Origin of the sequence: Paenibacillus sp. FSL R5-192, assembly GCF_000517845.1 — a bacterium.
GTDB lineage: Bacteria > Bacillota > Bacilli > Paenibacillales > Paenibacillaceae > Paenibacillus > Paenibacillus amylolyticus.
Genome location: NZ_ASPR01000043.1, coordinates 314,006 through 328,477, shown reverse-complemented (window position 1 = coordinate 328,477; position 14,472 = coordinate 314,006). Strand labels below are relative to the sequence as shown.

Genomic DNA, 14,472 nt, shown 5'->3' with positions numbered 1-14,472 from the left:
CGATTTAATGCTTGCCAAGATGTGGATCAGCTTCACGCTCGATCAGGCGCATCAATTTACGCTCGGTAGCGCTCTCTGGCGCAGGGGTGTAGACACTGCAACGCAGATCGGAACTACCCTGAACCTGCAACGAAGTCAGATCAAACAACATTTTGCCTGCTTTGGAATGCCTGAATTCGATTAAAACGTCCGGGGCACTACTGACGCTGCTTTGTTTCCAAAGGGTATGAAAATCGGGATGTCTGTTCATCATGTCATCCAAAAATAAATTATACCATTCATCATCAACATACTGGCCATAGTAAGCACGAAAAATTGCCAGAAATCCGCTAACAAAATCCTCCCAGTTCACCGCGAGCCTGCGAAACTCCTTTCGATCAAATAACAGACTGATCATATTCCGCTGTTCGGGGGCAATCTGTTCAAAATCGATAAAAACATGCCGGGCTGCATCATTCCAGCCGACAATGTAACAACGCCGATCCGAGATCACGGTAGGACAGTGGTGAAGTTCTTGCAAAATTTTCTGCAAGGAAGGGTGAAGTTGAACCGGTTCTTCTTCCAGTGTGGGTAGCTCCGTATGATGCTCCATGGCGAGCGAAAACAGATATTTTCGTTCATCTGTAGTAAGCCTCAGTGCCGAAGCAATGTTATCCAACACGGAATGGGATACCTGAATATCCCGACCTTGTTCAAGCCAGGTATACCATGTTGTACTCACTCCTGCCAGTTGGGAAACCTCTTCTCTCCTCAGCCCAGGCGTTCTTCTCCGACTTCCAGTGGGTAAACCGACCGATTCGGGGGAAATTTTGGAACGCTGTGTTTTCAGAAAAGTGGACAATGCCTGTAACCTGACATCGTAGTTCAATCCATCACCTTCAATCCTCGTTATCATGGTAGTCATTATACTATTATAATTGACAACTTGTAATAGGATATTCAAAAGTGCACTATTAGTGGCAGAGCGTAAGAGTAAGGTAGACAACAGCGCTGAAGGAGGATGGACATGGAACGAGTCGTGATTACAGGTATGGGAGTTATCTCTCCTCTGGGAAATGATGTAGATACATTCTGGAACGGATTGATTGAGGGTAGATCAGGTGTATCACCTATAGAACATTTTGATACAGCTTCGTACAAAACCAGAATCGCAGGAGTGGTCCGTGATTTTGATGGTGAAGAGCGTTTTGGACGCAAGGAAGCAAGGCGTATGGATCGATTCGTTCAATTTGCTGTTGCTGCTACGGATCAGGCTGTATCACAATCGGGTCTTGTGATGGATGAACTGGACCGTGAACGGGTAGGTGTATATATTGGTTCAGGCATAGGCGGCATCCAGACATTGATGGAACAAGGCAAGGTCCTGTCAGAACGGGGACCTGCGAGAGTCAGCCCAACACTGGTACCTATGATGATATCCAATATGGCGGCAGCTATGGTCAGTATGAGGTTTGGTTGCTGGGGACCGACATTGTCACCAGTAACGGCTTGTTCCATTGGCAATACAGCCATTGGAGAGGCTTTCCGGTTAATTCGTCATGGCGGAGCCGATGTTATTATTGCTGGTGGAACAGAAGCGGCTGTAACCGAAGTGTCCCTGGCAAGCTTCGGTAATGCGACAGCGTTGTCTACACGAAATGAAGCGTTCCAAGCAGCCAGCCGTCCATTTGATGCAGGGAGAGACGGTTTTGTCATGGCAGAGGGCGCCGGAATTCTGGTCGTGGAATCACTGTCTCATGCACTGGGAAGAGGGGCGAATATTCTTGCCGAAGTGATAGGATATGGTGCCAGTTCAGATGCGTATCATATGGTAGCTACCCACCCGGAAGGACGGGGTGCATATCTGGCGATGAAAGCATCACTGAAAGAAGCTCAGATTGGACCTGAGAACATTGATGTAATTAACGCTCATGCCACCAGTACGGAAGCAGGTGATCTGTCTGAGACAAGAGCGATTAAGCAACTTTTCGGGACAGGTGCCTATGATATTCCGGTCACAGCGAATAAGTCCATGACGGGACATATGCTTGGTGCAGCAGGTGGAGCAGAGGCGATCTCACTTATTCAAAGTCTGCGGCATGGCATCATTCCTCCAACCATCAATCAGGAGCAGAGGGACCCCGAATGTGATCTGGATTATGTACCAAACGAGGCAAGAAAAGCAGAGCTGCGGATTGGGATGTCTAATTCATTTGGTTTTGGCGGTCATAATGCGGTTATTGTCCTTCAAAAATATTCATCTTAAGCAGAAAGAACAGCGTAGCCCCATCAGGCTGCGCTGTTCTTTGCTTACTTCGACTTCGGGATCATCCACATACACCGTACCATTGGTTAACGGCCGAGTGGTTGTACGCCTCAGGAAGAGAGAGATGTTGATTCCGCCATGCCTTTGCTGCCCCGATTCAACCAGCTCACACGCCAGCGGGATTGCATGAAGAGAACCAGGAACAGGGAAGCTGCTGCAATCAGGCTAAGAATGACAAAACCTGGTGTATAAGATTGATAGCTGCTGTACAGTTGACCGAGAATCAGTGGCAGTGCATACCCGCCCAATCCGCCAGCGGCACCTACAATACCTGTCATCAGGCCAATTTCATTGCCGAAACGTTGGGGAACCAGTTGGAACACGGAGCCATTTCCGGCTCCCAGACACATCATGCCGAGGAACAACATGACTACCACTACAGGAAGTGGTGGCATGAAGGATACACCGATCAACATGATACAGGCTCCTGTATACAGGAAAGTCAACATGCGGGTTCCGCCAATTTTGTCCGCCAGATAACCCCCAACAGGCCGGAAGAAACTGCCTGCGATTACACAGAAGGTAGTAATGTCTGCGGCACGAACAGGAGAGAGCCCATACTGGGTGTTGAAGAAGATGGTGAGATAGTTACATAATCCAACGAAACCACCAAAGGTTACACAATAGAAGGCACAGAATACCCAAGCATCTTTTTGTTTAAGCAGACTTCCGTATTGGGATAATTTCTTGGGTTCAGGCCGGTTAGGGCTATTCTTGGCAAAGATAGAAAAGAGAATGAATACAATAACAATCGGTATAATAGCAAGTCCGAACACAACTTCCCAACTGCCAAAATGCGTAGCCAAGCGATTGGCAAACAACGTCGCAAGTACGGTTCCGCTGTTACCCGCCCCGGCAATACCCATGGCCAGACCCTGATGCTCCTTGCCATACCATTGGCCTGCCAGAGGTAGCGCAGCAGCAAAGGAGGCGCCTGCGACACCAAGCAAGAGTGCCACCACGTACAGTTGGCTTAAAGAGTCAACCCATAACCAGCCGAGTAACAAAGGAACTAAGGTGACGAGCATCCCGATCTGTGCGGTCAGTTTCGGACCAATATAATCAGACATGAAGCCAAGCACAAGGCGCAGGATGGAACCGCCGAGAATAGGCAATGCGACCAGATTGGCCTTTTCCAGCGGAGTCATCGGATAATCCAACGCTATGACAACTGCGAGTGGACCAAGCATCCCCCATATCATAAAACTGATGTCAAAATACATAAACGCCCCGAAGAGGGTGGGCTTATGCCCGCTTTTCCAAAAACTTTTGCTCTCCATCATCCATCATCGCTCCTCATCCAATTGAGATCTTCGTGATTTGTCTATGTGCTTGTTGAGGCAGAAAAAGGCCGCAATTCGTCCAGATCTGAACGATTTGCGGCCCCGTTGCCGACAGGCGGTACACGTCATTGTGTTCCCGCATCTGAGTTGATCACAGCACTGTGATTTTGATTCAAATTATAATCAAGAGAAAATATATATGTCAATAAAAATTACATGAAATTTTAAATGATTCGTTTTTTAATCGTTATTCGCATTTTTAATGTTAATTTAGTTGACATTAGATTGAGATTCCCTTAATCTGAATCTAATATGAATCCACACAAAGGCGTGTGGATTCCGGAGGCAACGGTGCCCTTTTCCGAATCATGGAGAAGGGATTTTTCTGTTTATTTTCAGGTGAGAGAGATAGGGGGCAGCCCATGAGCAGAAGTAAACTGGTGATTATCGGGAATGGCATGGCTGGAGTGAAGTGTGTTGAAGAGATTATCGCACTGGAGCCTGATACGTATGAGATTGTAATCTACGGCAATGAACCCCGTCCCAACTACAATCGGATCATGTTATCAAAAGTATTGCAGGGTGAGCATTCGTTACAGGATATCATTATCAATGATTGGACTTGGTACGCCGAGCATCATATACGGCTATGTACAGGTGAAACGGTACACCGCATTGATACCCGTGGAAAATATATAGAGACGGAATCCGGACTAAAAGAAACCTATGATGTCCTGATTCTGGCGACAGGGTCTTCACCTTTTATCCCACCGATTCCGGGAATTGATAAAGAGCGGGTCATGTCCTTCCGAACGATTGACGATTGTACGCGCATGTCTGATTATTCTAAAACCTATCGCAAGGCCGCCGTCATTGGTGGTGGATTGCTTGGGCTGGAGGCTGCGCGCGGGTTACTGCATCTGGGCATGGAAGCTGTGGTGGTACATAACGCACCTTACATTATGAACCGGCAGTTGGATCAGAAGGCTGCCACGATGCTTCAGGAGGAACTTGAAAGGCAGGGTATGTCCTTTCTTTTGACCAGAAATACGCAAAAAATCACCGGACGATCGCAGGCGCAGGGGCTGCTCTTCACAGATGGTTCCAAGCTTGAAGCTCAGGTTGTCATTGTCGCTGTAGGGATTCGGCCAAATGTGGATCTGGCCAGACGAAGTGGAATCGCAACCAATCGGGCAATTATGGTAGATGACTATATGTGCACCAGTGTACCGGATATCTACGCAGTTGGGGAATGTGCTGAACATCGGGGAATTAGTTATGGTCTGGTGGCCCCCTTATACGAACAGGGGAAGGTGCTCGCACGTACGCTCTGTGGACAGGAAACGCCTGAATACAAAGGATCAATTCCCTACTCACAGTTGAAGGTATCGGGGGTTGATGTTTTCTCAGCGGGTGAGATCAGTGGGGAAGGCATGCAGACTGCAATTCAACATCTGGATGGCATTCAAGGCACATATAAAAAAGTGCTGATGCAGGCTGGCAAAGTGCGTGGAGCCATTTTATTTGGAGATACAACCGAAGGAACGGCATTGCTTGGACTTGTGCAACGAGGCGCAGATGTGGCGGAATTGGCTCCGCGTGAAGGGGCTCCGGACCCGGCTGAGATGGCTGCGGCGGCATTACCGGCTCAGGAGACCGTATGTGCCTGCAACAATGTGACCAAGGCTGCCATTATGAAAGCTATTCAGGAACAGGGTCTGGAAACGGCAGATCAGGTGAAGGAGCAGACCAAAGCGTCAGGTTCATGCGGTGGCTGTCGCCCGATGGTGGCTGCTCTGTTGAAACATACGCACAACCTGAAAAATAACGGGGGTACTGGCGTGGTAGCCACACCAGATAAACCTGCTCCAATGCCTGTTTGCAGTTGTACGGATCTTGGGCATGCAGAGTTGAAGGGAATCCTGGCTGACATCGATGTTCTGGAGACAGGGCTACCAGAGATATCTTTGATCTTGCAGAAGCTGGGTTGGGGTTCGGAACATGGTTGCTCGGTATGTCGTTCGGTGATCCACTATTACATGCAGGTATCCGGTGGAACGGTGGTTGTTCGAGAGATCGAAGGTCACTCAGAGGTCCAGATACGTTGGGATGATCAGATCCCGATATCATCCTATGCGAGGGATGCGGGTGGCTTGGCTGCACAACTTCGTGAGAGTTGGATCGGCGCTGCGATGCCGTCGCCGGTGAATATGGGAGTTGCACCAGGGCCCGGTTCGTTGGTGAGCGCACTGGTGCAGGATATTGGCTTGCTGGCTTCACCAGCTGGATGGGAGATCTACGCAGGCGGTCATGCAGAGCATCCGGTCAAACAAGGTGGCTTGATTGGGGTGGCTGAAACAGAGGTGCAAGCGGCCATACTCGCATCAGCCTGTCTTCAATGGTATCGCCAAACCGCTTGGTATGATGAGCCGTTATGGGCATGGACGGAACGATTGGGATTCATGTCGATTCGGGAAACGCTACTGGATGACCAGTTACAGAAGGAACTTGCAGCTACACTTCAAGCTGATATATAGATGAAAGGCGGGGATGGAAAGATGGGATTATCCGTGAGTTCAGAACCAACAGCCTCCAAGCTGTATGTAAAGGAAACCCAGTGTCCGTATTGCAGTGTGCAGTGCAAGATGACTGTTGAAGAACTGGCTGCACCTGTTGCAGGCCAGCGTCGTGGTGAGTATACGGTTCAGGGTGTTCCGAATGAAGCCTCTCAGGGCAGGTTGTGTGTGAAGGGCATGAATGCTCATCAACATGCGCTCAGTGGTCAACGATTAATGCATCCGCTCATTCGTCGTAATGGCGAGCTTGAACCCTGTTCCTGGAAGGAGGCCATTCAGACCATCGCAGAGCGGTTTCAGGACTTGAGGGATTTATACGGAGCAGATACGGTCGGAGTATACGGAGGCGGATCTCTGACCAATGAAACAGCCTATCTGCTCGGTAAGTTCGCCAGAGTTGCATTGGGGACAAAATATATCGACTATAATGGACGGTTCTGTATGTCAGCTGCGGCTTCAGCTGGAAGTAAAGTGTTCGGGATGGATCGTGGGTTGACGTTCCGACTGTCTGATATTCCCAAGGCGGGCTGTATTGTACTCGCAGGCACCAATATTGCAGAATGCCAACCTACCCTGTTGCCCTACTTCAATCAGGCCAAGGAGAACGGGGCGTTCATTATCGTTATTGATCCACGCAAGACGGCAACCGCTGCCATTGCCGACCTTCATTTACAGGTGAAGCCTGGCATGGATGCTCTGCTGGCGGACAGCATGTTGAAGGTGATTATGGATGCCGGATTGGTGAAGCCTCATTTTATAGACAAACGAACGCATGGTTACGATCAATTGATACAAGGGTTGGCTGATCTGCAACTCGAACAGGCGGCACAAGCGTGCGGGGTTGATCTGGCGCTGATTCGTCAGGCGGCGATGGCATACGGTGAGGCAGAGACAGGCATGATCATGACAGCACGTGGTGTGGAGCAGCAGACGGATGGACATATGGCAGTGAGACACTTTTTGAACCTGGTGCTGGCAACTGGCAAAATTGGTAGAGAAGGCTGCGGATATGGTGCCATCACAGGTCAAGGCAATGGGCAGGGCGGACGGGAGCATGGTCAGAAGGCTGACCAGTTACCGGGTTATCGATCCATTGAAAATGAAGCCGATCGTGCCTATGTGGCATCCGTCTGGGGTGTGGACCCTGCAAGTTTGCCAGGCAAAGGGGTATCCGCCTACGAGATGATGGAGAAGGCCCATGATCAGGAGATTCGGGCGTTGCTTGTAATGGGCTCCAACCCGGTCGTATCCAACCCCAATGTGCGTTTGGTGGAAGAAGGTCTGCGCAAGCTGGACTTTCTGATCGTGGCAGACATGTTTCTGTCCGAGACAGCGCGAATGGCTGATCTGGTTCTGCCGGTTACATCTTATATGGAGAATGAAGGTACATTGACCAATCTGGAGGGGCGTGTTCTGCTCCGTGAACAGGGGCGGCCTGCGCCGGGAGAAACGCTTGATGATTGGGATATATTATGCCGGATTGCCGCGCAATTGGGTGGAGCTTCTTATTTTGAATATGACACTGCTGAGGATATCTTTAATGAGCTTCGGGTGGCGAGTCGTGGCGGAGTGGCTGATTACTATGGCATTACCTATGAGCGTTTGCGTAACGAGAAAGGGGTATACTGGCCGTGTTCTGCCCTGGAGGATCAGGGAGAAGGGCTGCTGTTCGGTGAACGATTCGCTCACCCGGACGGCAAAGCGGCATTCACATTTGAATCCAGCCCGGGCTGGAATGATATATCTTCCGAGTTCCCCTTAATTCTCACCAATGGGCGTGTGCTACCTCATTATCTTACAGGGGTGCAGACACATCGAAGTCCGGCACTGGCAGCTCGTGAATTGGAGAACTTTGTTGAACTTCACCCGGCTACCGCTGCCCGTTATCGTATTCACGATGGAGAGTGGGTAGAGATTCAATCGACGTACGGAAGCTTCACGGTTCGTTCGCGCATCAAGGATTCCATTCGGGAGGATACCTTGTTCGTGCCGATGCATTGGGGCGGCATTCAGAATGTGAATCGGGCCACCAGACCAGAGCTAGATCCGTTCTGTCGGATGCCTGGCTTCAAGACAGCAGCTGTAACCATTCGACCGTTGCGTCTGGCGAGATGACTCATAAAATTACAGGTTACCGGCGACATAAACTGTTCTAATGGTAGCTTAGCGGCTGCGCAGTCCATATTTATATGACACTGTGCGGCTTTTTTTGCGTATATGTACGCAAGTAGGCCCTAGTTCCGTGGTTCCACGTAAACATGAGGATTGGCTCATGAATATGGATTGAATTTTAGTTATGATGTTCATTAGGGGTACATATGTACGTATTTTATATTTTATTTAGAGACTGATAATCATTTCGAGTTTAGGTTATTCCGCATCGTGGTATAGATATCGGGGCTTATGGAAGCTTCTTCAAATAGAGCAGGATAAGGGAGGGAATGCAGTGAACGTATGGATAACGGTAAAAAGTCTGGGAAAGCGCAAGCCGGTACTTGCCAAGCAAGCTGCCGAACTTCCGGAAACAACTCATACGTTAAGGCAGCTCATTGAGAACATGGTGGCTGTACAAGTAAAAGCGCTTCAGGAAAAGAAACAACAGGCAGAATTGTTCGCCTACCTGATGCCGGATGATATTGACGCGCAAGGAGCGGTGGGGAAAGTCGGGTTTGGCGCAGTATACAATGAGGGTGTTCCTGATCTGGAAGTTGCGATGGAGACAGCTATAACCGCATATGAGGATGGGTTGTACAAAGTGTTTCTCAACGATGAAGAATTGCAGGAACTGGATGAGTCACTTGTTGTAAAAGACGGAGATAACGTGGTGTTTATTCGTTTTACAATGCTAGCCGGACGTCTGTGGTAGAGAACGATGAAGGAGGAGAACAGGATGAATCAGGAAGAGCAAGTACAGGTGTATATGGATGGATTGCAGGAAAGAGCCAAGTCGTTAACAGGGGTACAGCTTGAGCTGGCAGGCTATGTTGTGGAGATCGCCGGGTCTACGTATTTACGTGGAGACGAAAAGATGTTTTTGAATACTGATAAGTTGCTTGGAAGGTTGGCTGCAGAAACACAGAAACCATTATTCGAGCCACTACTGGATGTGCTCCAGCATCTGGCGAGCGAGTCATTGGTTGCACGATTCCGTTATATCGCAGAGCGTGCGACTCGTTTCCCATACAGTAACAACTATGAACGCCGCCCTTTCCGCACATCCGATCCGGAGCAGCATGTAGAACAAGTCATCCGTAAACTGATGGGATTGTTCCGTATGGAAATGAAAAATTTCTCGCTGGAAGAATATGTGTCACTTCGTGAGTACAAGCTGGATTATTTGCATGAGATCCGTTGGGTCCTGGCGGATTGTATCGCTTATGAACTGGATCATCAGGGCGGAGATATGAAGCAGGCGCTACATGATATTATCTATGGTGACAATCAGACGGCGCTGTTAACCCATGAAATGATCAAAGGTATATTCATGAGCGATCAGGCGGATGCCTATCAGATGGTGGGTGAGCTACTCGTTGCAGCAAGGTTGCAGGAAGGGCTTCGCCAAAGCATTGTGGAGCGGATGGATGAAGGGACACTGGAAGCCTATATTTACATATTAAAAATCATTATCGACAACAACCTGATTCGTTTCAGTTCCGTGGTAAGAGCGCTTGCCGTATGGACGGGGATCGGTATAGAAGCAGCCAACCAGCGTGTTGCGGCACAGTTGATTGAACAGGCCTATCAGGCGCTTGTGCAACCAGAAGTACGCGAGGCCTGGCAGCAGGAAGCTAACGCCAACAAACTCTTTATCAGTCTTTGGGCGACAGCGGTCATTGAAGAGAATGAATTGAAGAGCAAGATAATCGAGATTATGGATCAAGGTCAGTTATATCAGAAGATTGTTGCTCAATATGTACTGGCTAACAGCCAGAACAGGGAGCTTCGTTTGGACATTGCACGTCGTTATCTGGAGGCGCAGGATACCGAGTTGATGCACTGGATTGTGACCAACTATGATGCGATGTATATGTACAACTGGAGTTTCGAGAATGGAGAGAATCAGCGTAGCGTCTACGTGTGGCCATTGCCTGCTCTTGGAGATAAGGGCTTGCGGCGTCAGGATTTTGATCGGTTCAAACAGATGCTGGCTGCCATTCCAAAAGGCGGGTCAGGTGGACCATCGGGTGTACTTGAGTATGTTCACTACCGGATTGATACGGATGATGTAGTCAAGAAAATGTTATATTTGGCCGCTTATGATATGGACCCGGAATGGATCGGGGAGGTCATCGCAATCAAGGACCGTTTAAGCCCGGAACTGCGCGGAGAACTGTTGTCCCAGTTTGTTCAGCATCCCAATAATGAGGTGCAAAGACAGTTTGTGTTTGAGAGTTTGTCTGATAAAAGCATCAGTAATCGGGAGAGTGCACTCGCCAAAGCGAAGCTGCTCACGTTGACGGTTGATGAGATGAAACAGATGGAGGCGTTGATGAAGCTCAAAACAGGCTCACTTCGTCAGAAGGTCATCCATGTATTGTTACTGCAACCCGTGGACCAATTGGAGGTCTCGCTGAAGCGACTTTTGCAGGCCAAGAGTGAACTGCAGCGCTTGGGTGCGCTAGAATTATTGACCGAGATTGCGGCAGATCCAGAGCGGATAGATCAGCAGGAGCAATTGCAGCCATTGGCGCAGCTGATTGAGACACCCACTGCCAAGGAACAGAAACTACTGGATAAGCTGACTGATCAGGGGAGTCGTTTCACAGTTTCTAATGGATTTGGTTTATTTGATCCGAAGCGACGTGAGCCATTGCTGGATGAGAAGCGTGATCTCAAGGGCCATAATCCGAAGGATATCTTTACACTCTCTCTGGATAAGACCAGACCATTTCTGGAGGGACTTAGTGAATTAGTGCATGAACACAGGGATTATGAGTATCAAGTGGAATACTACGCTGGCTATAAAGACACATTGTTAGTCGGAGCGAGTCTTCGCTCCAAGGTTCCGTATGGAGAGCGGAATGAAATGAAGCAGATGGAACAGTTCCCGCTTCATGACGTATGGGAGAACTATATTCAACATGCCGAGTTCAACAGTGTGGAACTGATGCAACTATACATGGCTATACAGCTCGGGGAGTTCAATGGCAATTTGAGCGACCATTACAGTTATTTCCGTGAGCAGTATGACTATGACGAATTGCAGAAGATTCCGTTATTGGAAGGCTGGCGCAAGTCGTTTGCCGAACGGATCTATCCTCTAGATGACATCGAAAAGCTACAGCAGATGCTGGATTCGTTAACGTATAAGGATCAGGTAGTGGCACTGATATCGGCGGCATTTCAGGATAGCGATCCGATCGACACGTTTGAAATAGCTGAGAAAACCTGGGCCTCCATCATCGCAAGTATGCCTGCTGATCGACTCGAAAAAGAGTCAGGCATGCTTCATATTCTGACTGGACCTTGGAATTATGTAGTTCGTGGCAAAATCCATGACGATAACAGCTTCAAACGTTTCTTCCAGACAGCTTACCAGTTCACCAGTCTTGTAGAGAGTAGTCAACCGCTGTCTTTACTGTCACTTGAAGATTTCCTGCGTGCGTACCAGTTGAACCTGATTGATGATCAAGAGATATATCGACAGGTGCTGGTCGGTGGGAATCGTCTGTTGTTTATTCGGGACTTAACATCCACTCGTACAGAAATGATCGCGAGTGATCCGAAGCTTGTTCAATTGCGAGATGCGGTGGTCGATCGCATTCTGGAGATTGAGCTGACCCGGGGAGAACTCTCTACAGAAGTAAGCACACTTGCCATGAAATTGGATCGAATTGAAGGCATGGAACACTGGGTACATCTGGTCTCGGCGATGGATCAGGATACATTTGTCCGTGGATATATCTATAGTTATGGAGACAACACAACACGTAAAGAGACGTTTAGCTATTTAATTCAGAATTGTCATCCACGGGATGGAGAAGATGAGAAGCGTCTTGGGGAGTTGCTCCATAAGTATCCGGTGAATGAGAAAAAATTGCTGGAAGCAGCCATGTACGCCCCGCAGTGGATGGAGATTGTAGCGAAACATCTGGGATGGGAAGGTCTACGCAGTGCAGCCTGGTACTTCCATGCCCATATTAATGAACGCTTTACTGCCGAGAAAGAAACCATCGTGGCCCACTATTCTCCAATCTCACCACAGGACTTTAATGAAGGTGCGTTTGATATCGCATGGTTTGAAGAAGCCTATGCTGCTGTCGGAGAGGAACGATTCAATCTGTTATACGATTGTGCCAAGTACATTTCCGGGGGATCTAACCACCGCAGATCCCAATTGTTCGCAGATGCTGCACTGGGCAAGCTTCGATTGGACGATATGCGTGAGTCCGTGTCAGACAAGCGAAACAAGGATCATTTGTTAACCTACAGTTTGATTCCATTCGCTGTAAATCGCGAACAGGATCTGCGTGAGCGATACGACTTCATTCAGAAGTTCCTGATGCAGAGCAAACAATTCGGTGCGCAACGCCGTGCCAGTGAAGGTGTGGCATCGCAGATTGCACTGGGCAATCTTGCTCGTAATGCAGGTTATGCCGATGTTACGCGGCTGATGTGGGACATGGAAGCACGTAAGTTGGATGAGATGAAATCTTTCTTTGAACCTCATGCATTGGATGCTGACACGACAGCGCAATTGGTCATTGATGAGGAAGGCCAACCCGAGATGGTTATCGTTAGCAAAGGGAAGACACTCAAATCTGTACCTGCCCGGTTCAAAAAAGATGGATATATCGCTGAACTGAAAGAGCTGAAAGCGGATCTGGTGGATCAGTATCGCCGGGCACGACAGGAGCTGGAACGTTCGATGACTGCCGGAACGTCCTTTACACGTAAGGAAATTGCCAGTCTGATGCAAAATCCGGTTATACAACCGCTGGTAAGAACACTTGTCTTCCAGTCAGGTGACAAGACGGGAAGATTCGATGTATCATCCAATGGTTTGGTTGCACCAGGACTGGAGGGTACGATCCATGCACTAGCGGAACAGGATCAACTGTTGATTGCTCATCCGCTTCATCTGTATCAGAGCGGAAGCTGGAGTGAATTCCAGCGGGATCTGTTCACCCGTCAGGAGCGTCAGCCGTTTAAGCAGGTATTCCGTGAGCTATATCTTCCTAACGAGGACGAATTGGCTAATGGTACGGTGTCTCGCCGATACGCCGGGTATCAGATTCAACCGAAAAAAGCAGTAGCTCTGCTTAAAGGACGCCAATGGACTGTCAGTTATGAGGAAGGTCTGCAGAAGGTAAGTTATGAGCATAATCTGATTGCGAATCTCTATGCTATGGCAGATTGGTTCTCACCAGCAGATACCGAGGCACCTACCTTGGAGACGGTGCAGTTCTACGATCGCAAGAGTTACAAACCTGTAGCGCTGCAAGATGTGCCGCTGACGTTCTTCTCCGAAGTTATGCGTGATATCGATCTGGTGGTCAGCGTTGCACATGTGGGAGGCGTAGATCCAGAAGCTAGCCTGACAACAATCGAGATGCGCCACGTCATTGTGAACGAGTCGTTACGTCTGCTGAAGATCGACAATGTACGTTTGGACGGGAATTACGCACGAATTGATGGTGAATTAGGTGAGTATGCTGTTCATCTGGGGAGTGGTAATGTGTTCAAACAAGCCACAGGTGCACTTCATATCGTACCGGTGCACAGTCAGCATCGGGGTCGAATCTTCCTGCCATTCCTCGATGAAGATCCGAGAACAGCTGAGATTCTGTCCAAGGTGATGTTGCTCGCCGAAGATAAAAAGATCAAGGACCCGCAGATTCTTGCACAGTTACAGAATTAGAAGTGAACGAACTAGAATTGAACCGCCCTGTGGGGCGGTTTTATTATTTGCTACTCCGATTTTCAAAGTAACTTCAAATCTCAATATAACGAGTGTAGAACAAGAATCATGGACGGAGTGAACAATATGGAGCAATTCCAACATAAAGGCAGCTGAAGAACCTGTTAAAAGGGACCTCAGTTGCTTTTATATTTTTGGATATTTCAATGGACCGGATTGGTTCCGTTTTCAAATAGACTTAGGACCCAGAGTGTGTCGATATATTCCTTAATCTGATAATTAATTGCATTAATTGGTTGATCGGGAGTGGGTCGAACCGACTGTTTTTAAAAGTAAAGAATTTGTTCGAAAGTAGTTACGGAAATGTAAATAATTCGTTTTCTTGTTTTGTTATCTGAATTGTTAACATGGTGATTCCAAAGAACTAGGCTTGTTCTAATCGGTCAT

At 48.5% G+C, this 14,472-nt stretch carries 7 protein-coding genes; 5 read left to right on the top strand and 2 right to left on the bottom strand.

Features of this window, described 5'->3' with window-relative positions:
* Positions 1 to 4: 4 nt before the first annotated feature.
* Positions 5 to 868, bottom strand: a complete 864-nt coding sequence (locus tag C161_RS21615; protein ID WP_036672651.1) for a helix-turn-helix transcriptional regulator — start codon at positions 866 to 868, stop codon at positions 5 to 7.
* A 138-nt stretch (positions 869 to 1,006) separates the two neighbouring features.
* Between C161_RS21615 and fabF the strand changes: the two genes are divergently transcribed.
* Positions 1,007 to 2,245 (top strand): beta-ketoacyl-ACP synthase II, encoded by a 1,239-nt coding sequence (gene fabF / locus C161_RS21610; protein WP_036672650.1) that lies wholly within the window; start codon positions 1,007 to 1,009, stop codon positions 2,243 to 2,245.
* Between the two features lie 110 nt (positions 2,246 to 2,355).
* Here fabF and C161_RS21605 read toward each other — a convergent pair whose 3' ends face one another.
* Positions 2,356 to 3,585 carry a nitrate/nitrite transporter gene (locus tag C161_RS21605; protein WP_036606491.1) on the bottom strand — a complete coding sequence of 410 codons (1,230 nt, stop codon included), beginning with the start codon at positions 3,583 to 3,585 and terminating at the stop codon, positions 2,356 to 2,358.
* Positions 3,586 to 4,010: 425 nt separating this feature from the next.
* On the opposite strand from C161_RS21605, the gene nirB reads away from it, so the two are divergent.
* The 4 genes from nirB to C161_RS21585 all read left to right on the top strand — a co-directional run bounded on the left by nirB (position 4,011) and on the right by C161_RS21585 (position 14,025).
* Positions 4,011 to 6,125 (top strand): nitrite reductase large subunit NirB, encoded by a 2,115-nt coding sequence (gene nirB, locus C161_RS21600; protein ID WP_036606162.1) that lies wholly within the window; start codon positions 4,011 to 4,013, stop codon positions 6,123 to 6,125.
* Between the two features lie 21 nt (positions 6,126 to 6,146).
* Positions 6,147 to 8,279, top strand: coding sequence for an assimilatory nitrate reductase catalytic subunit NasC (gene nasC, locus C161_RS21595; RefSeq protein WP_051446991.1), 2,133 nt, complete (start codon positions 6,147 to 6,149; stop codon positions 8,277 to 8,279).
* Between the two features lie 331 nt (positions 8,280 to 8,610).
* Positions 8,611 to 9,030 (top strand): hypothetical protein, encoded by a 420-nt coding sequence (locus tag C161_RS21590; protein ID WP_036606163.1) that lies wholly within the window; start codon positions 8,611 to 8,613, stop codon positions 9,028 to 9,030.
* A 24-nt stretch (positions 9,031 to 9,054) separates the two neighbouring features.
* Positions 9,055 to 14,025: a DUF4132 domain-containing protein gene (locus C161_RS21585; RefSeq protein ID WP_036606164.1), complete on the top strand. Its 4,971-nt coding sequence runs from the start codon at positions 9,055 to 9,057 to the stop codon at positions 14,023 to 14,025.
* The last annotated feature ends 447 nt before the right edge of the window (positions 14,026 to 14,472 follow it).